The sequence below is a fragment of the Sporosarcina aquimarina genome (genome assembly GCF_019748715.1).
Classification (GTDB): Bacteria; Bacillota; Bacilli; order Bacillales_A; family Planococcaceae; genus Sporosarcina; species Sporosarcina newyorkensis.
The window spans coordinates 43,456-64,014 of the sequence record NZ_JACLBZ010000039.1 but is presented as its reverse complement, the minus strand read 5'-3'; the positions used below and the strand labels follow the sequence as shown (position 1 = coordinate 64,014).

Here is a 20,559-nt window from a genome sequence, read left to right as displayed (position 1 = left end):
CTACAATCACTCACTTTTCATCAGATTTTTGATCATATCGTTATGCTCGCCTAAAGCTGGACTCGGTGATGTCACTTTTACAGGTGTTGCCGACAACTTCACAGGGTTTCCAGGAATTCTCGTTTTTCCTGCTACAGGGTGTTCAACCTCCAGTAGCATCTCTCGTTCTTTAATATGGTCACTCTCACTAATTTCAGCAATGTTTAAAATGGTGGAGCAAGGGACACCTGCTTCACTGATCAATTCCACTGCTTCGTCTGCTGTATAGTTGGAAAGCCATTCTTCAATGAACACTTTTAATTCGGCTTCATTTTCACCGCGTAAAATATCTGTCTTGAACCGCTCATCGTCCAGTAGATGTTCTGTATTCATCACTTTACACAGTTTGACGAATAACGGATCATTCGCTGTCGCAATAACAATGCTGCCTTCCTTACTTTCATATACATCAAACGGTGCACTAATCGGGTGACGGCTTCCGATACGCTCAGGAACTACTCCCTCAGATGTATAGCGCATGACGTTATGCTCGAGCAAAGAGAAAATCGTGTCCACCATAGCAACATCAATTGCTTGACCAATACCTGTTCTTTCCCGGTGGAATAGTGCGACCATCACACCATATGCTGCATATAATGCTGCACTCATATCACCTATGGAAGCCCCCGACCGAGTAGGCGGATTGTCAGGATGGCCTGTAATGCTCGCAATCCCGCCCATTGCCTGTGCAACAAGGTCATACGCTGGACGTTTTGTTAGCGGACCATATTGACCGAATCCTGAAATGGAGCAATAGACCAAACCCTTATTCACTTCTTTAAGAGATTCATAATCAAGTCCCAAGCTTTTCATAACGCCTGGGCGGAAGTTTTCTACAATGACGTCTGCTTCCTTAATTAATCTCATTAAACTTTCACGATCGGAAGGATCTTTTAAATTCATCTCAATACTTTTCTTTCCTCGGTTCAAAAACATAAAATAACCACTTTCCCCATTTTGGAAAGGACCGAAATGACGTGTATCATCGCCCGATTCCGGACGTTCGATTTTTATAACTTCTGCTCCCATATCGGCTAGCAGCATTGTACAATAAGGTCCTGCCAAGACTCTTGAAAAATCTAATACCTTAATGCCTTCTAATGGTTGTTTCATTTAAATCACCCTCACTTCCAGCGCAAATATAAAACGCTTACATTTCCTTATTTCTACTTTAACAAAAGGTGTATTTATTAACAGTAGAAATTTATACGATATAGTACACTTTCTTATTGTAATATTCTATACTGAATGAAAAGTCTAATATTTTAAACGGAAATAGGTTGAGTAACAAGGCATAGCCATTCGAAAGGGTCTCCTGACACCTCGAATGGCTATGCCTCAATATTTAGTTGAATGTAAACTATTTCTATACGCACTCGGCGTCATCCCAACATGATTTTTGAACACCCTGCTGAAATACTGGGAAGAACTATAGCCGATCGTCTCTGCAATTTCATATACCGTCATATTAAAATCTTCCAATAAATGTTTTGCTTTTTTCATCCTGCGATCAGTTACATAATAGCTAAACGAACTTCCGGTTGTTTGTTTGAAAATAGCACTCACATAGTTCGGACTCAAATTGACCTGTGCAGCCACAGTCTCAAGTCCGATTTCTTCTTGGAAATGCTCTTCAATATATTGTAGTATTTCTTGAACAGACTTTAATGACTGTTCATTATGTCCTTCGTTCACTTGCAGGTTATATTCATTGATGATGGTCCTGACCCATTTATCGATTTCAGCCAATGTTTCTAAATCATGCAGTTCCTTTGCGTGCTTGATCTGTAAAGGCATCATATTTTTCGGACTGGCCCCATTTTGTATAGCAGATTTAGACAACGAAAATAAAAGATCTAGCACTTGCAGTCGGAATTCTTCGGGCTTGATATGGACGTGTTTAACGATTGAGTCATAAATCTCTTCCCACCTGTGAAGAACAGCTTTTATATCTCCTAATGAAAACTTCTCCGTTATCGATTGGATGCGCACTTTAAAATCATAGTATTCCGTTGTCTCGAAAATGTCCAAGTCATCAATATGGATAATAGAGTTCTCTGTTGAAAAAAGTCGATATGTTTGTGCTTGCTCACTTTCTCGAAAAGAGAGATGTAAATTACGCGCATCTTCATAATAATTTCCGATCCCAATCGTCACGGTATATTCCGTTTTCTGATTAATTGCTGTACGGATTTTTTCCGCATATTCGACTGAAAGAGCTTTATAGTTTTTTTCTTCTATTTGCACAGGCAGAGCAAGTAATATAGCATACTTCTCTTGCGTGACCAGTACCTTTAAGGATTCGTATTGTAAATTACATTCGCGGATTGCCCGAAGAACTTCTTCCCTCAAGGCATTCTTCCACATCTCCCCTTTATTCTCAACAAGCCTTGAAAAATGATCGATACTTAGAAAGAGTACGGTATTCGGGATCAGTGGGAGTTCGGCTAATTGACTCCGCTCCCAAATCTCTTTCGCATTCTTTATATTCCCATGCAATAGATCGTATGCCAAGCTCTCTCGAACCGAACGTAATATGTAAGCTTCTTCCCTCTTTTGCTTTCTTAATTCTCTTTTCAATACCGTCGTAGTATTTTGCAAAACAACCTCACCTCTTGCTCATTTTTATTCTATCCAATGAGGTAATGGCGTCTTCATATCCTGCATCTGCATGGCGAATAATACTCATACCCGGATCAACAACCAGAACTTTTCTCAAGCGTTCGGATGCTTCTTCGCTGCCGTCAGCAATGACTGTCATCCCCGAATGGACCGAATTGCCGATGCCGACGCCGCCGCCGTTTTGGATACTGACCATCGAAGCCCCTGCACTCGCATTCAACATCGCATTTAAGATCGGCCAATCCGCAACCATGTCACTTCCATCAGCCATATTTTCCGTCTCTCTGAATGGAGCAGCCATCGTACTGCCTTCCGAGTGATCTCTTGTTATCGCGATGGGAGCAGACAATTCTCCCGAACGTACCATTTCATTAATAATCACACCGATGCGCTCTCTTTCCTTATAGTCAAGCCAACAGGTACGAGCAGGCAATCCATAAAAATAAATCTTCTCCTGTACAAACTCGATCCAACGAGAGACACGTTTGTCATCCTCAAACTCTTCCAGAATCACTTCATCGATTTTATAGATATCATTTGGATTGCCCGATAAGGCGATCCAGCGACAAGGCCCTCTTCCTTCGCAATAGTGTGCGCGTAAATATTCCGATGCGAAGCCAGGCAACTCGAATGCCCTATCAAAACCCGCCTGATAGGCTTGCTTGCGAAGATTATTTCCATATTCAAAAGCAATGGCCCCACGCTCCTTAAAAGTAACCATTGCACCTACGTGCTGAATCAATGATTCTTTAATCAAATCGTAATAGAGTGCTGGATTCTTTTTGCGCAGAGTTTTCGCCTGTTCAATATCCAATCCACTCGGAATATAGCCCATTTGAAGATCATGGACAGATGTCTGATCCGTCACGATATCCGGCAGGAAATTTAAATTCAATGCTTCTCGATAACGATCTGCTACATTCCCCATCAATGCGATGGCCAATGGCTTTTTCGCTTCAACAGCCTCTTGCGCCAAACGGATCGCTTCTTCCAGTGTATCTGCTTTGATATCACAATAATTATTCTTTAATCGCTGATTAATCTTCTCTTCAGAAATTTCCACAATGATACACACTCCGCCATGCATGGTGACAGACAAAGGCTGTGCCGCACCCATCCCGCCAAGTCCTGAAGTCAACAAAATCTTCCCTTGTAATGTGTTGTCAAAATGTCTTTTCGCAATTTCGCCCATTGTCTCAAATGTTCCTTGCAACACCCCTTGAACACCAATATAAGCCCACGATGCAGCTGTAGATTGTCCATACATCGTTAATCCTTTTTCGTTTAACTTACTGAATTCTTCATCTGTAGACCAATGAGGAACCAAAACTGAAGATGCATTAACGATTCGCGGGGAGTTGGGAAAAGATTTAAATTTACCTACTGGTTTACCAGATTGAATTAGCAATGTTTCGTCAGGATTCAGCTGTCTCAGTTCATGAATTATCGCGTTTGCCGCCTCATGATTACGTGCGGCCTTTCCTCTGCCGCCATATACGATTAAATCTTTTCCACTTTCTGCGACTCGTGGATCTATACTATTTAAAAAAAGACGTAACAAGCCTTCAATTTCCCAGCTCTTACAGCTCATTTCATGCCCTGTCGGAGAAATTAAGATGTTTGACATCAATGACACTCCTTTTCCTTAAAATACTGATTTATATAGAAGTTGTCCCCTACCCGATATATAACTTTACGCTATACAATAATAGCTTAAGGGAATGTGGTATAATTAGAAAGAAGATTAAGATTGTTCTGTGAGGAGGTTGTCAGATGGATCATCGTTCATTACTATATTTCACGACTTTAATAGAAGAGGGAAGTTTTACACAAGCCGCCAAAGCACTGTATATCTCACAACCATCTTTAAGTTCTGCAATTAAAAAGATTGAAGAGCAAGTCGGAATTAAATTAATCGAACGCAACACGAGGAATATCTCTCTGACGAAAGAGGGAGAAATTGTATACGAAGAAGCGAAGAAATTGCTAAACCACTTTAATTACTTTCAAAAAGAAACAATACGATTGAAACAGGATGGACCACTTGAATTACATATTGGTCTGATTGAATCAGTACGATTTTGGCTGCCGAAAGTACTTGCCTCATACACCAAAACACATCCAGACATACACATCAGATTGTTGGAAGTACTTGGATTAAAACAAGTAGAAACTGCGTTAAAAAATTATAAGATACATCTCGCAATTACGAACCAGCTTTTTGAAAGTGATGAGATTGAAATGATCCCTATTTATAATGAAAAACTGGTTGCTTTATTGCCCAAAGGACATGCTCTGCAGGATGCAACCAATCTTTCCATACACGATTTACAAGATGAAGAATTCATCATATGTAAGGAAGGTTTCCAGACGCGCGATGATATCTTAAATGAGTATCGCAAGTCAGGGATAAGACCGAATATCCATTTTGAAATAGAACGATTTGAAACTGCTTGCGCCTTAGTAGAGGAAGGTCTTGGCATCACGATTGTCCCTGAAAACTATCTTAGAACGCCAGACCATCCCTCATTGACCATAAAAAAACTGACGGATACAAGTCTTTCAAGAACTGTCTATATTGCTTTTATTAAAAACCGGTATCTTCCTCCGGTTATTGAAGAATTCGTCGATATAACAAAAACATTCTTCAAAGAATCATAGATTTAGACAGTTTTCTCTTTAATAGTATTTAGTACAAATTCCGGCCTCTCCCCTTCAAGTGCCCGGATGACATTCAAACTAGTTCGAGAACGCAACTCATACTCTGATTCAACGGATACATAAGATGAATGCGGTGTCACAAAAACTTCATCCATATAAAGAAGATCAAGAGTTTTACTCGGCGGCTCTTCTGCCAGTACGTCTAACCCTGCGCCAGCAATATGGCCTTCTTTAATAACTTTGGACAATGCTTCTTCTTGGATTATTGCACCGCGGCATGTATTAATTATAATTGAACCTTCCTGCATTTGTTTCATACGATCGTAATCAAGTAAACCTTTCGTTTGTTCCGTAAGCGGGACGTGCAAACTTAAAATGTCTGACCGTTCCAGAAGCCCGTCCAGTGTAACGGATTCGACTCCAAGCTCAGCAAATGCTTCCTCCGGTACAAATTTATCATGAGCAATCACGTGAACACCGAATACTTGAAACTTCCTCGCTACCTCCTTTGCGATTCTTCCAAAACCAAGCAAACCGACTGTTCTTCCTCTTAACCGCTTGATCGGTAATGTATCAAGCGGATTCCATCCCAAGTTTCTTACTTGTTCGTTATAAGCACGAAGTCTTCTCGCTACGCCCAATGCCAATGCAATTGTGTGATCAGACACTTCATCGATACAATAATCAGCCATATTCGTTACATAGATTCCTTTTTCTGTAGCTGCATCCATGTCAATATGATTGAATCCCACCCCAGAAGCAGCAATTATTTTACAGTTTTTCAATTCCGAGATAATGTCCCTACCACAAGGAAAACCGATTTGTGCTACAATTCCATCCGCATATTTTCCAAACGACTCCAAATCTTCTTTAACCGTTTCACTTCTTGTCACTTTATATTCAATATCATGGTCACTGTAAATCCCCATCTCTACATCGTGTGAAAACCATTCGTCATCCAGTATCCATACTTTTTTCTTTGTCATATGCTTAACTTCACTCCCTATCGTATTGATTTAATATCTCCACTAGCAGTTCATTTTGCTCTTGCGTCCCAATCGACACACGCACATATTGTTCTAATCCCCATGGAGTACATGGGCGAACGATCAATCCTTTTTCTTGCAGCTTATTAAATAGTTTTTGTGCATCCGATTTCACATGAACAAATAAGAAATTTGTATAGGAAGGAAACACGGAAAACCCTAATTCTGAAAACTTTTGAGTTAAGTATTCTTTTCCTGCCTCATTCATTTCATAATGTTCTTCAGTGAATTCTTGATCATCCAATGTAGCTACTGCTGCTTCGATCGCAACTCGATTACAAGCAAATGGTTCGCGCAGACGCTGAATCGGTTCCAGAAGTTCTTCTGATGCAATGGCATACCCAATCCTCAACCCCGCCAAGCCATAAAACTTTGAAAATGTTCGAATTGTGATGATGGGGTGGCCAGCCTTAAAGTAATCGATTCCTGTCTTATATTGATCTTTTCGAATATATTCGATATATGCCTCATCCAGCACGACGGTCACATGTTCAGGAACTTCTTGGATAAACTGCAGAAGAGCTGAATCCTCTACGATTGTTCCTGTAGGATTATTCGGATTACATATAAAAATCAGCTTTGTCTTGTCAGTAATTTTTTCTCGTATAGCATCTAAATCATATGCCCACTCTTCTGTTAGTGGTACTTCCACCGGCTTTCCACCCATTAATAGGGTGGAGGAACGGTACGCCGGGAAAGTCGGACTACAGTACACGACTTCATCATCTTCATCGATATAGGCGCTGATTACTAATGAAATAATATTATCTGCTCCATTGCCAGTTATCACTTGTCCAGGCCGGATTGCATACAACTGGGCGAGCCGTTCCCGTAACTTTGTTGCAGATGCATCTGGATACAAATGAACTTCTTGGATCGCCCGCTCCATTGCTTCTTTTGCTTTCGGGGATGGGCCGAGTGGGTTTTCATTCGATGCAAGTCTATGCACATGCTCGAATTGTAATTCTTTTTTCACCGCTTCGATTGATTTTCCCGGAATATAAGGGGCAATCTCTTTTACAGTATTTCTCCATCTCATGTGCAAATACAGCTCCTGTCTTCTGTGATGTTACTTAGCTAAATTAGGAATAAAAGTTGATAGTTGAGGAATCATAATAATAATTACGATAACAACAAGCATCGCTATAATAAACGGTACCAATGCGCGGCTTATCCGCTCAATTGAAACCTTACTAATATGTGAAGCTACAAACAAATTGACTCCAAGTGGCGGTGTAACATAGCCGACTGCCAAGTTACATACCATGATGACGCCAAAATGAATCGGATCGATACCTACCGCCACAGCGACAGGCAATAGGATTGGTGTTAATATGACCACTGCCGAAATCGTATCGATAAACATCCCGACTACGAATAAAAATGCACTGACCAATAACATGGTGATGATCATATTTTCCGATATGCCGGTAATGAACTGTGCAATCGTTGCCGGAATCCGCTCGATACTTAATAAATAAGCAAAAGAAATAGAGAAACTGATTATGATAATAACCGGAATATTTAATAGAGTTGCTTCAAGGAAAACACTGTATAATTTCTTAAAAGTCAACTCTTTGTATACAAAAAGCCCGATAAACAGTGCATACATACAAGCGACAGCCGCTGATTCAGTTGGAGAGAAAAAGCCACTATAAATTCCTCCAAGAATAATTACTGGAATCAACAGAGCCCATTTCGCATAGTTAATCGCTTTTAGAACTTCCATGAAAGTAGGGAACTTACCCTCTGTTGGAAAATTTCTTTTCTTAGCAGTCCGATATGAAACGAACATTAAAGCGAGCCCAACCAAGATTCCAGGAATAATCCCTGCTAAAAATAGGCCTCCAATGGATACTCCACCTACGATTCCAAACATAATGAACGGAATGCTCGGCGGTAAAATAACTCCGATGGAACCAGCAGTAGCTGTTACTGCTGCAGCAAACGGTTTGTCGTATCCTTTTTTATCCATAGAAGGGATCATAAATGAACCGATTGCCGCTACTGTCGCAGGTCCAGATCCTGAGATAGCGGCAAAGAACATACTTGCAAGGACTGTACCGATAGCTAATCCACCAGTTAAGTAGCCTACCAAAACATCCGCCAAGCGCAGTAAACGCTTTGAGACGCCGCCTTGACTCATTAGAACTCCCGCTAAAATGAATAATGGAATTGCCAGTAAAGAAAATGAATCGAGAGAAGTAAATGCTTGTTGCACTATGGAACCTAATGGTAGATCAGTAGCAACTATCATAGTAAATAAAGCGGATGCACCAAGAGATATAGCGATGGGGACGCCAATTAACATGAGAACAAAAAAACTGATAAATAAAACCGCTATCGTCATTGTTCTACCCCCTCTATATCTTCTTCCAATAAATCGCCTTTTATAATGTTTCTAAATTGCTGGATTAATCGAAGAACCATTAAAAATGCACCAAGAGGTATCACCGTGTATGGTATCGCCATAAGAATCCCCATAGAAGGCGCTTTTTGACCTGTTTCTACCAGCTGTAAAATAAACTGTGTTCCTTTAAAGGTGATGAATACCATGAACGAGAAAAATAAAAATGTAGCCAAAAGATCTAATAGTTTTTTCCATTTCTCGTTAAGTAAATCTCTAAAAACAGTTACTCGGATATGGCCGCCTGTTTTGATGGCTAAACTTGCACCAATCCAAACTTGGGCAACGTGGATATACCTTGCAAACTCTTCGCCCCAAATCAGACCACTTCCTAGGAAATAACGGAATAGAGCCTGACTAAAAATCATAAGTAAAATAGCAACCATTGTAAGTATTAAAAATATCTCTTCGAATTTCTTTATGAAATGTAGAAATTTCTTCACCATTTACCCTCTCCACTCATTCGATATATAGCATGACTTTCTTGCTCTTAGATGCATTTATATAGAGTGTTTACTACTATACGCTTGACGCATTATTGCGTTCTTACTATTACGACAACCGAAATGTTTTAGTTTAAAATTTCTCCCGATTATCGATATAGAATTGACAATCGGGATGAATTTGCATAATTAATATATTAGTTTCTTACTAATTCCATGATGTCGTGGCCAAGTTCCTTTTCATACTTGTCATAAACAGGCTTTAACTTTTCAATAATCGCCTTTTTTGTCTCTTCAGGTAAAACATTTACTTTAAGCTCTTTTTCTAAAAGTTCCATTGCTTTTTCATCATACTCTACGGATACTTCTCTCTCATGCTTTGTAAATGCATCTCCTGCTTCATCGACAACAGACTGAAGATCTTCAGGCAATGAATCGTAAAAAGCTTTATTCATAACAAGTGATTCCGCTGTAAATGAATGATTCATCACTGTCATATATTCCTGAACTTCATAAATTTTCGAGCTATCGATCAATTGGGCCGTCGTTTGCATGCCGTCAAAAATATTTTGCTGGAGTGCAGAATATAATTCACCGAATGCATACGGTTGTGGATTAGCTCCCAACTCTTTCAAGCTGTCCAAGTGAATGTTATTTTCCATCGTACGAAGTTTCATTCCTTTAAAATCTTCAATCTTCTCAATAGGTTTTATGTTGTTAGTCATCTGAGTCATACCTGCACTGCCCCAACCTATACCTTTCAGCTGATTCTCCTCCAACTTTTCTTTTAGGAGATCCCCTAACTCACCATCCAATTTGCTATTCGCATCTTCTACATCATCGAATACGAATAAGAAATCAAGAGCCATAAATTCTTTTACGAAGTTTGTAAGAGGTGCAGTGGCTGGACTCGCTGCTTGAATATTACCAGCCTGCACAGCTTCGATGGCTTCTCTTTCAGATGCGTAAAGCTCTCCGTTAGAAAACACTTCAACTTGCAATCTTCCGTCAGATTTTTCTTCTGCTACTTTTTTAAACTCCATCAGCCCTTTATGAAGTGCAGAATCTTCTTCAACTGAGTTAGAAATAGTCATCTTGTACTTTTTATCTGAGGATCCACTTTCAGCACCCTCGGCTGTGTCGCCAGAATCTCCACAACCAGCAATAATAAGAGCGAATGCCATTATTGCAAACATCAAGATTTTCTTCATCATGTAATTACCCCCTAATAGTTTTTAAAACTACTAAACTTTTTAAAAAATAAAACGAAAAATTAATACGAGATGTCGATTCAGACAATTTAACCGCTTACATTTTTGGCCTCAAGATAATGAAGTTCAACCTTAGTCCCTTAACCCCCTATTTATTTTTATGCACTAAAAAACTTTTATTACCACATCATCATCTTATTGTAAGTATATTTTAATAGTCTAAACATTACAAATAACTTTTGTATATAAGGTTATAGCATTTAACTATGCGTTATCTAACTTTTTAGATTATATATGGAAAGCTATACCATCACTACCAACTTAAGCATCGTTGATTTTTGATAAAAAGTTGTTCACGAAAATAAATCTTTAGCATTTATAAAGACAAAAAAGAACATCAAAAATCTCTATAAGATTCAGCATTTATAGTTTCAATAAGTTTAAGTTGCAATTGCATTAGATAACAGGTAGAGTGGTAGTAATTAAACATTCACTTATTTCGAAACCTTCGAAGTAAGGATAGAGGCGCAAAAACCATCAGTACACAATTCGAGGATGATGAGATCCTATGAAGATTGTGGAAAGGGGAATTTGCCGAAGCGGAAGAGATTCTCATTGTCTCGAAGCTGGTTCTGGGCTGAACAAGTGCAGAATTGTCATATAGGCGACTATATGGAGGGCTATCTTGCAAAGAAATAATTCATTATTTCAAAGCAGTAACGAGCCCCTCGTTGCTGCTTTTTGCGTTCAATGACTTACCCGCCCTCCACCCTCTATGTTTTTTAATAAAAAGATAGGATGTGGAGAAAAGATGAATTTTGGACAAATTGTAACTGCTATGGTAACTCCGTTTGATGGACGAGGAGAAATTGACTTTGCCGCTACCAAAAACTTGATCAATCATTTACTTGCCAATGGATCGGATGGTCTGGTCGTTTCAGGTACAACGGGAGAATCGCCTACGTTGACGAACGAAGAAAAAGTGGAGCTATTCAAGTTCACCGTGGAAGTGACCGGTGGAAGAGCACCAGTCATTGCTGGAACAGGTACAAACAACACGAGAGAATCAATTGAACTGACAAGACAAGCGGAGGACGCCGGAGTCGATGCGATCATGCTCGTTGCGCCTTATTACAATAAGCCTTGTCAAGAAGGCATGTATCAGCACTTCAAGACAATTGCAGAAGCTACTTCACTGCCAGTTATGCTGTACAATATTCCTGGACGCAGTGCTGTCAACATGAGTGCAGAGACGATCATCAGACTAGCCGAAATTCCGAACATCGTTGCTGTCAAAGAAGCGAGCGGAAATTTAGATACGATGGCTGAGATCATTGACCATACGCCTAAGGACTTCTCCTTATATAGCGGTGATGATGGACTAACACTTCCCGTACTAGCAATCGGCGGAACAGGAGTCGTTTCCGTGTCTGCACACGTGATCGGCAATGAAATGCAAACGATGATCAACCATTTCAAAAATGGCAACGTCCAGGAAGCAGCCAACGAACACCGCTGTCTTCTGCCAATCATGAAAGAACTCTTTGCCGCACCGAACCCATCATCTGTTAAAGCGGCATTAAACTTAAAAGGGGTACCTGTCGGGGGCGTACGTTTGCCTATACTCCCTTTACCTGACTCACAGCTAAAATCTTTAAAGCAAGTTTTAGCTATCCATGAGGAAATAACTTTCTAAAAGTAAATTCTGCAATTATGCTGAAACCCAATAAAAGGTACCAAGTTCGCAATGTATCCAGATCCTTCTGCGAACTTGGTACCTTATTCACTTTAAGCAAGCAATAACCGATTAGCCATTAATCGACCACGTATCAATATCCCTGCCCATGCAGCAAGAAACGCTTTGATGAACCCGCCAATTAAGAACGGTACAAATCCTGCCATAAATGCAGCAGTCCAAGAAAGTTCAGCTATAAATTTCAGCCAAACTGTTCCGAAGAACAACGTGATGAACATTCCAATAACATTTGCAATCATGGCCTGTCCAAAAGAAAAACTAGTGCGTTCCATATAATACCCCATAATGAATGTAGCCGGAATAAAGCCAACGAGGAATCCACCTGTCGGACCAAAAACGACACCTAATCCTGCAGACATCCCTGAAAACACAGGAATTCCTACCGCACCCATCGCTAAATAAACAAGCACTGAAATAGTTCCATAACGAGAACCTAAAATCGTTGCAGCCAAACCAATTGCCAATGTTTGCCCGGTAATCGGAACCAACGGCAGCGGAATGGTCAGCTGTGCCATTACCCCAATAATTGCCGCAAATAATGCAGTGACAATCATCATTTGAAGTTTAGATCTTGAATCTGTCATTCCCAGTATCCCCCTACTTTAGTCAACTAATAAAACCACTCGGTTGACAATTATTTTATATTACATAAATTTGTATGTCAATTGTTTTTCATTAATAAAATACCGGTTGTAAGGCTATTCTTTTTTGTTTTAAGATTTGCGGCAATGCCTACAAACATTGACATTTGAATTTTCCTGAATTTAAAAATCCCTTATCTCTCAGTGGAAGAGAGATAAGGGCGATACTGGTTTGGCAGCTTAATAAGGGTCTGCCTCATGTCCTTTTTCTACTGCGTCTTCAACAGCCTCTTTTGCTTCAGGCGTGCCTTGTCCAAATTTCGACTGTCCGGATTCACGTCCTGGAATGGTTTGCTCTGCCGACATTTCCTTCAGTTCCTTCATTTTCTGGTCAATGCCTTCTTTTACAAGACGGCCATAGTTCTCGTCTGCCTTCGTAAAATGCTCCACCATTGCGTCTTGAATGCTTGGATCACAAACAGCGAGTGCGTCCGATAGGTTTTTAATTAATTCTTCTCGTTCCCACTCTTCAAAGCTGCGAAACGTTTCGCCTGCCTGGCCATAATTATTCGGGCGGTCAATCGGTGCGCTCATTGCAGCTGCGTTATATGTTGGTCGATGCGGAGGTCGTTCTGCACCATTTTCCTTAAATCCGCCAAGCATAGATGGTTCGTAATTGATATGTGGATTTTCACCTGATTCACGCGGGTCGCGGTGATCCATTTGACCGCGTTGCTGATTAGTTCGGACTGCTGTTTTAGGCGCGTTCACAGGTAGCTGCAAGTAGTTGGTTCCTACCCGGTAACGCTGTGTATCGGAGTAGGAAAACGTACGGCCTTGCAGCATCTTGTCATCCGAAAAATCCATGCCATCTACTAATACTCCTGTTCCAAATGCAGCTTGTTCAATATCCGTATGGAAATCTTCCGGATTACGATCGAGTACCATACGCCCAACTGGCAGCCATGGAAATTTATCTTCAGGCCAAAGTTTTGTATCATCGAGCGGATCGAAGTCAAGTTCAGGATGATAGCCATCCTCCATAATCTGTACAAACATTTCCCATTCAGGAAAGTCTCCGCGCTCGATTGCTTCATGCAAATCCTGTGTCGCATGTCCAACATTTTTTGCTTGAATGGCATTCGCATCTTCCTGTGTCAAGTTGCGGATTCCCTGTTTCGGTTCCCAGTGATATTTCACTAGAACAGCTTCTCCTTTATCATTGACCCACTTATACGTATTGACTCCGGAGCCTTGCATGTGACGATATGTTGCTGGAATACCCCACGGAGAGAACAAGAAGGTAATCATATGAATCGATTCCGGCGAGCGTGAAACGAAGTCAAACATTCGTTGCGGGTGAGGCACATTGGAAACAGGATCCGCTTTAAATGCATGGATCATATCTGGGAATTTCATCGCATCGCGGACGAAGAAAATCTTCAAATTATTGCCAACCAAGTCCCAGTTACCGTCTTCGGTATACATCTTTACCGCAAAGCCTCGTGGATCCCGAGCAGTTTCAGGGGAATCCTTTGCGCCAGCGACCGTCGAAAAGCGCGCGAGAACCGGGGTCCGTTTACCAGATCCCGAAAATACTTTGGCACGTGTATACTTCTCTACCGGTTCATCTCCGGCTTTTCCGTATGTCTCAAAATAACCGAACGCGCCACTGCCCCGAGCATGTACGACACGTTCAGGTATTTCTTCACGATCAAAGTGAGAGATCTTCTCGATGTAGTGGTAATTCTCCAATGTAGCTGGACCACGGTCTCCAATCGTACGTATATTTTGATTATCTACAACTGGATGCCCTTGCCGCGTCGTAAGGGTTTCGCGCTTCACCTCTTGCCCATTCTGCTTCTCATTGTCTTTACCTTTTCCCAACAGAATACCTCCTCTGTAAATGTTGTAAATCAAGCGCACAAAAGCAATATACCGTTAGTAACCAGTATTAGTACTATGTTACCCTATCTGCAAAGATTACAAACACTGAGAAAGCATTTTCAGGATACCTATTTACCGTGGATTATCTTGACAACTATCCCTCCTGCATACAAGTCTATAATTCTCTCACTTGCATTTTTCACTCTTATATGGACTTTTTTAGTGTGTCTACTCTCTTTTGATTTTGACAGTGGGTTCACTGATAAAAAACAAACCAAAAAGGAACAGGTCAATTTCGACCTGTTCCTCTTTGTATCGTTTCAAACCATACGATGGTTCATACCCATTCATTAATTCCGGACTAGATAGTCGAATGCACTTAAAGATGCAGTCGCTCCTGATCCCATTGAAATAATGATTTGTTTATACGCACTATCTGTACAGTCTCCTGCAGCAAATACTCCAGGTACATTTGTCGCTCCGCGCTTATCAACAAGGATTTCGCCGAATTTATTGCGTTCGACTGCATCACCTAGCCAATCTGTATTCGGCACAAGACCGATTTGAACAAATACGCCAGCTAGTTCGATATGCTTTTCCTCACCTGAGTCTCGTTCGATGTACGTGATACCATTCACGCTGTCCGTGCCTGTAATTTCTTTCGTTTGAACGTTCTTGTGAACCGTTACATTCGGAAGACTATACAGACGCTCTTGCAGAACAGAATCAGCTTTCAACTCAGACGCGAATTCAAGAACGGTTACTTTGTTCACAATTCCTGCTAGGTCAATTGCGGCTTCGATACCGGAGTTTCCTCCGCCGATGACAGCAACGTCTTTGCCTTCAAACAAAGGACCATCACAGTGTGGACAGTATGCGACTCCTTTATTTCTGAATTCAGCTTCACCAGGGACGCCGACATTACGCCAACGAGCTCCAGTTGAAAGAATAACGGATTTACTTTTTAGAACGGCACCGTTTTCTAGCTCAATTTCAATGAGGTCTTTCTTTTCCAAACGTTTCGCAGTCTGTAAGTTCATCACATCAATATTATAGTCTTTGACGTGCTCTTCAAGACTTGCGGCAAGCTTAGGGCCTTCCGTGCGATTCACACTAATGAAGTTTTCGATCGCAGCCGTGTCAAGGATCTGACCACCGAAACGATCGGCAACAATACCCGTACGGATACCTTTACGTGCCGCATAAATTGCAGCACTTGCACCAGCAGGTCCACCGCCAACAACGAGTACATCAAATGGATCTTTGTCAGCGAGTTCTGATGCATCTGGTCCGCTTCCCATCTCGGCTAGAATTTCTTCTAGTGATTTACGACCGCTCGAGAATGGTTCTCCGTTCAAGTATACCGTTGGGACAGCCAGAATGTTTTTACTTTCTACTTCCTCTTTAAACACTGCGCCATCAATCATCGTATGAGTAATATTCGGGTTTAACACACTCATAACGTTAAGTGCTTGTACAACTTCTGGACAGTTTTGACAGCTCAAACTGATATATGATTCAAAGTGAAACTCACCCTCGATGTTTTTCACTTGTTCGATTACTTTCTCGTCTACTTTCGGAGCTCTGCCGCTCACTTGCAATAGAGCAAGAACTAATGAAGTGAATTCGTGTCCCAGTGGGATACCGGCAAACGTAATGCCCGTATCTTCACCGATCCGATTGACGCTAAAGCTTGGTGTTCTTTCCAAATCCACCATTTCTACTTTAATGCGGGAGGACATAGTGGCTAATTCATCCACTAATGACGCCATTTCACGCGAAACCTTGTCTTCTCCCACACTAACTTTTAGCAGCACATCTCCCTCCATCATTTCAAGATATTGGGCTAATTGTGCTTTAATATCTGCATCAAGCATTATTAAATCTACTCCTTAAATTTTACCTACAAGGTCTAGGCTAGGCTTAAGTGTTTCTTCGCCTTCTTTCCATTTAGCCGGGCAAACTTCACCTGGATTGTTGCGAACATATTGTGCTGCTTTGATTTTATTAACAAGAATGCTTGCATCCCGACCGATTCCGTCTGCATTGATCTCAGCTGCTTGGACGATGCCATCTGGATCAATAATGAATGTACCGCGTTGTGCTAGACCTGCTGCTTCATCCAACACATCAAAGTTGCGTGAAATTGTTTGAGAAGGATCACCGATCATAATATATTCAAGTTTGCTAATCGCATCTGAGTGATCATGCCATGCTTTATGTGTGAAATGCGTATCTGTTGAAACAGAATATACTTCAGCACCAAGTTCTTTAAGTGTCGCATATTGATCTTGAAGATCTCCTAATTCAGTTGGGCAAACGAATGTAAAGTCTGCTGGGTAAAAGCAAACGACACTCCACTGACCCTTAAGATTTTGTTCAGAGACCTCGATGAACTCGCCAGTACCACTATTGTACGCTGATGCATTGAATGAAAGTATTTCTTTTCCAATTAAAGACATGAAAAATTCCTCCTATGTGTTGTGTTTTTTTGCATAGTTAGTTTAGGACATTTCATCGCGCCCTAAACTACAGTAATAATTAAATTCCAACTATCACTGCTTAACTATAATAATTCTAATTACATACTCATTATTATATAAACTCTATTCATTGTCAATAATAATACTCTCGGCAATTCGGAAAACTGTGTTAATACGCCAATAATGAGACACAAAATTACATCGGACTACAAAATAATATGTTATTTACGATCTCTAAACTGAAAGGAATGTATTTATTTCAACCTTCGATTTCTCAATTAACGTGCTGAATTATTGTTCGGAGAATATTCCCTACCCCTAATGAAAGATCTATATTAATTTTTTAATTAGACAGTATCCTAGTACCATATTGAGTAAAAGTCCGCCTTGGTTTGACAAAGCATTGAATGGCCTGTATAGTGGGTTTGCAATTGATAATTGAAGTTAGGATTCCTCGTTAGGTGAGGCTCCTATATGGAGATACGCTACTGCCCAGAAATGTCGAAAGACACCAATGGGTCAACAGGAACTATCGACCTAAGGTAGTTTTTAATGTAGCTGGATGATATCATCCTATGCCATATAGTGCTAAAGCTCTACGAAGAGGGTTTATTTGATGATATTGTTTTTCTATTGAACACCCTTCTTTCGTAGAGGGGTGTTTTTTCATTTTTCGAGGAATCAACAGCTAGACGCTATTCATGAAAGGAGGTGATGGGGATGTGTAGTCCGACGAGCTCAGAACCCCCCAGTTGGTTAAGATCCAAAGAATTGAAAATTAAAGAGAATACGTCCACTCCCCCTCATCTCGTGCGGAAGTGGACGGACTAAGGAGGCCCACATCATGAACAACATGACGAATGGCGTTTTCAAACACGAAACGACCGGCACACTTATGAAAGAAGGGTTTATCGCCCTTCAAGATACGTATACAGCTGAGAATGCTATTTCCCATCTTCGGAAAAACGTACAAGGAAGAACAAATATCCACTACTTGTATATCCTTAATTCGGACAGTCAACTGATAGGTGTATTATCCATCCGCGAACTACTTGGCGCTTCAGATGATGAATGGATAATAAACATTATGGAGACAGATATCATTTCGTTTCCAACCGATTTAGACCAAGAGGAGGCGGCAAAAGTTTTCCGTGATAAAGACCTCGTATCGATTCCTGTCGTCAATCGTGCAAACCAACTAATCGGTGTTATCCACGTTGAAGAGATTTTAGATGTAATTCAGCAGGAAGCTGATGAAGATATCCGCAAGCTTTCTGCTTCCGGGAAAGAAATCGATTTTCGGACGAATCCTTTCGTTGCTGCTTGGAGAAGATTGCCCTGGCTTGTTTTATTACTATTCATCGGTCTTATATCAGGTGGTATTATTGAAAGGTTTGAAGCTACATTAGAGGCGGTTGTTGCACTGGCATTTTTCATGCCGATGATTGCCGGGATGACCGGAAATACAGGAACACAATCACTCGCTGTTGTTGTCCGCGGTCTTGTTTCAGAGGATATTACGTTTAATAAGTCGATGAAGCTTTTATTTCGAGAATTGATTGTTGGGATTATTATAGGCATTACATGTGCGATTGTTATCGCAATCATTGCCTTTGTATGGCGGGGGAGTTTGACGCTTGGTCTTGTCGTCGGCTCATCACTTCTTGCCACACTTATAATCGGGACACTTGCAGGAACGGTTATCCCGCTCCTTCTTTACAAATTCAAAGTCGATCCTGCCGTAGCATCAGGTCCGCTTATCACAACCATTAATGATATTTTGTCGCTTCTCATCTACTTTGGCGTCGCGACCATATTCATTTCGAAACTAATGTGAAAAAAACTTAGTGAGAGGCACCAGATCCATTAAAGGTTCTAAATTGTTTAGGGATCTGTTGCCTCTCACTGATGTCTAAAAAATCATTCTGCTTATCTGTAAATCAATCGTTCGTTTACACACTCATGAAGGGTTTTCATTAAGCCACTCAAAATATTACGGTTTTAATATCACTTTTATACAATTATCTTCGTGATCGTGAAACTTTTGGTAGGCATCCGCCGCATCGTCAAGTGGTACAACATGAGTTATGATGTCCGTCGGATCGAATTTACCTGAAGTAATTTGCTCAAAAAGCAACGGCATTGTATGAACGACTGGAGCTTGACCCATTTTCAATGTTACGTTTCGTTCCCAAATCTTACCGAGCGGAAAAGCATTATACAGAGATCCATACACACCTGTCAGCTGAATGGTTCCAAACTTACGGACAGATTCCAGTCCGATTTCGATCGCACTCGTCGTACCGCCTTGCAGTTTCATCTTTTGTCCGACCTTCTCGAGAACATTTTTCTTGCCATCCATACCGACACAATCGATAACGATATCAGCTCCACCATGTGTCAATTCCTTCATATGATTGCCGATTTCATCCATCTCATCAAAGTTAAACGCTTCCACTTTATTTGTTCGAACGGCGTGCTCGAGTCGGTAGGGCTCATGATCGATCGCAATGACCCGCTCTGCGCCTTTTTGCCACGCAAACTTTTGAGTAAGAAGTCCAACCGGTCCGCAACCAAGAACAATGACGGTGTCTCCTTTTTTCACTCCGGCATGCTCTACACTCCAATACGCAGTTGGCATGATGTCAGATAAGAATAAGAGTGATTCATCCGGCAACTCGCAGCTCTCAGGAACAACGAAAGGAATAAAGTTTCCGTACGGTACACGCAAATACTCCGCCTGCCCGCCCGGATAATTTCCATAACGCTCTGTGAATCCTAGAAAACCACCTGTGTCCACGTGAGGATTCGGATTGGAATTGTCACATTGACTCTCCATGTCATGTTGGCAAAAGAAACACTCCCCACAGGACAAGTTGAAAGGAATAATAACACGATCCCCTTTCTTCACCTTCACCACGCCTGGACCAATTTCTTCGACGATTCCCATAGGTTCGTGCCCTATGACGTAATCTTTATGTGTTGGCATTGCACCTAGGTAGATGTGCAAATCCGATCCACAAATTGCTGTAGAAGTAATCCGAACGATAATATCATCCGGCTTTTCAATTTTAGGAGCCTCCACTTTTTTCACTTGAATATCTTTCGCTCCTTGAAATGTCACTGCCTTCATACTGTCTCGCCTCCATTCAATTTAAGCTTCCCTTTCATTAAAGATCTATACGTACCAAGCACCTGCATACTTTCCCGCGTCTGAATTCAACTCAGGTGGTTTGAATGCCAGCCTGAATAGCGGTTTGACGTGCCCTAGTAAGAGGTATACCCACATTTAGGTTAAGAAAATCAATTTTATTCTACCGCTTCTTTAGGAAAAAGGTTTTCATAGCTATTGAATAACTTTCAAACAAGCGGTGAGTACCTATAGATGATCGTAGGCTATTCTGAGTGTTTTCAGATTTTTAT

General features: G+C 41.0%; 16 protein-coding genes and 2 riboswitches. Of the genes, 3 read left to right on the top strand and 13 right to left on the bottom strand.

The window, feature by feature from the left end; genetic code table 11:
- Nucleotides 1-6: 6 nt before the first annotated feature.
- The 3 genes from H7J92_RS16835 to hutU all read right to left on the bottom strand — a co-directional run bounded on the left by H7J92_RS16835 (nt 7) and on the right by hutU (nt 4,288).
- Nucleotides 7-1,152 (bottom strand): CaiB/BaiF CoA transferase family protein, encoded by a 1,146-nt coding sequence (locus H7J92_RS16835; RefSeq protein WP_078818784.1) that lies wholly within the window; start codon nt 1,150-1,152, stop codon nt 7-9.
- 225 nt (nt 1,153-1,377) lie between these two features.
- Nucleotides 1,378-2,640 (bottom strand): AraC family transcriptional regulator, encoded by a 1,263-nt coding sequence (locus H7J92_RS16830; protein ID WP_078818785.1) that lies wholly within the window; start codon nt 2,638-2,640, stop codon nt 1,378-1,380.
- Between the two features lie 7 nt (nt 2,641-2,647).
- Entirely contained in the window at nt 2,648-4,288 is a 1,641-nt protein-coding gene (gene hutU, locus H7J92_RS16825) for a urocanate hydratase (protein WP_221838141.1), read from the bottom strand.
- Between the two features lie 146 nt (nt 4,289-4,434).
- Here hutU and H7J92_RS16820 point away from each other — a divergent pair, with 146 nt between their 5' ends.
- Nucleotides 4,435-5,322 carry a LysR family transcriptional regulator gene (locus tag H7J92_RS16820; protein ID WP_009498793.1) on the top strand — a complete coding sequence of 296 codons (888 nt, stop codon included), beginning with the start codon at nt 4,435-4,437 and terminating at the stop codon, nt 5,320-5,322.
- Between the two features lie 2 nt (nt 5,323-5,324).
- Here H7J92_RS16820 and H7J92_RS16815 read toward each other — a convergent pair whose 3' ends face one another.
- From H7J92_RS16815 to H7J92_RS16795, 5 genes are all read right to left on the bottom strand, one after another.
- Nucleotides 5,325-6,308, bottom strand: a complete 984-nt coding sequence (locus H7J92_RS16815; protein WP_009498794.1) for a C-terminal binding protein — start codon at nt 6,306-6,308, stop codon at nt 5,325-5,327.
- Between the two features lie 10 nt (nt 6,309-6,318).
- The gene (hisC, locus tag H7J92_RS16810) at nt 6,319-7,407 is read right to left on the bottom strand and encodes a histidinol-phosphate transaminase (RefSeq protein ID WP_221838138.1); all 1,089 of its coding nucleotides are present in this window, start codon (nt 7,405-7,407) and stop codon (nt 6,319-6,321) included.
- Nucleotides 7,408-7,437: 30 nt separating this feature from the next.
- Nucleotides 7,438-8,718, bottom strand: a complete 1,281-nt coding sequence (locus tag H7J92_RS16805; protein WP_221838136.1) for a TRAP transporter large permease — start codon at nt 8,716-8,718, stop codon at nt 7,438-7,440.
- Nucleotides 8,715-9,221: a TRAP transporter small permease gene (locus H7J92_RS16800; protein WP_009498797.1), complete on the bottom strand. Its 507-nt coding sequence runs from the start codon at nt 9,219-9,221 to the stop codon at nt 8,715-8,717. Before H7J92_RS16800 ends, H7J92_RS16805 begins: the two co-directional genes overlap by 4 nt.
- Before the next feature lie 194 nt (nt 9,222-9,415).
- Nucleotides 9,416-10,432 (bottom strand): TRAP transporter substrate-binding protein, encoded by a 1,017-nt coding sequence (locus H7J92_RS16795; RefSeq protein ID WP_009498798.1) that lies wholly within the window; start codon nt 10,430-10,432, stop codon nt 9,416-9,418.
- Nucleotides 10,433-10,941: 509 nt separating this feature from the next.
- Nucleotides 10,942-11,120, top strand: a riboswitch (Lysine riboswitch).
- A 120-nt stretch (nt 11,121-11,240) separates the two neighbouring features.
- Between H7J92_RS16795 and dapA the strand changes: the two genes are divergently transcribed.
- Nucleotides 11,241-12,125, top strand: a complete 885-nt coding sequence (gene dapA / locus H7J92_RS16790; protein WP_040759873.1) for a 4-hydroxy-tetrahydrodipicolinate synthase — start codon at nt 11,241-11,243, stop codon at nt 12,123-12,125.
- 92 nt (nt 12,126-12,217) lie between these two features.
- Here dapA and H7J92_RS16785 read toward each other — a convergent pair whose 3' ends face one another.
- From H7J92_RS16785 to ahpC, 4 genes are all read right to left on the bottom strand, one after another.
- Complete coding sequence (locus tag H7J92_RS16785; RefSeq protein WP_009498800.1) at nt 12,218-12,769, bottom strand: biotin transporter BioY; 552 nt, start codon at nt 12,767-12,769, stop codon at nt 12,218-12,220.
- Between the two features lie 237 nt (nt 12,770-13,006).
- Nucleotides 13,007-14,653 (bottom strand): catalase, encoded by a 1,647-nt coding sequence (locus tag H7J92_RS16780; protein ID WP_221838134.1) that lies wholly within the window; start codon nt 14,651-14,653, stop codon nt 13,007-13,009.
- 350 nt (nt 14,654-15,003) lie between these two features.
- Nucleotides 15,004-16,533 carry an alkyl hydroperoxide reductase subunit F gene (ahpF, locus tag H7J92_RS16775; protein WP_221838188.1) on the bottom strand — a complete coding sequence of 510 codons (1,530 nt, stop codon included), beginning with the start codon at nt 16,531-16,533 and terminating at the stop codon, nt 15,004-15,006.
- Nucleotides 16,534-16,545: 12 nt separating this feature from the next.
- Entirely contained in the window at nt 16,546-17,115 is a 570-nt protein-coding gene (ahpC, locus tag H7J92_RS16770; RefSeq protein ID WP_221838132.1) for an alkyl hydroperoxide reductase subunit C, read from the bottom strand.
- A 467-nt stretch (nt 17,116-17,582) separates the two neighbouring features.
- Nucleotides 17,583-17,749, top strand: a riboswitch (M-box (ykoK) riboswitch).
- A gap of 231 nt (nt 17,750-17,980) precedes the next feature.
- On the opposite strand from ahpC, the gene mgtE reads away from it, so the two are divergent.
- Nucleotides 17,981-18,973: a magnesium transporter gene (gene mgtE, locus H7J92_RS16765; protein WP_221838129.1), complete on the top strand. Its 993-nt coding sequence runs from the start codon at nt 17,981-17,983 to the stop codon at nt 18,971-18,973.
- 156 nt (nt 18,974-19,129) lie between these two features.
- Here the strand turns inward: mgtE and H7J92_RS16760 are convergent, their stop codons facing one another.
- The gene (locus tag H7J92_RS16760) at nt 19,130-20,269 is read right to left on the bottom strand and encodes a zinc-dependent alcohol dehydrogenase (RefSeq protein WP_009498806.1); all 1,140 of its coding nucleotides are present in this window, start codon (nt 20,267-20,269) and stop codon (nt 19,130-19,132) included.
- Nucleotides 20,270-20,559: the final 290 nt, after the last annotated feature.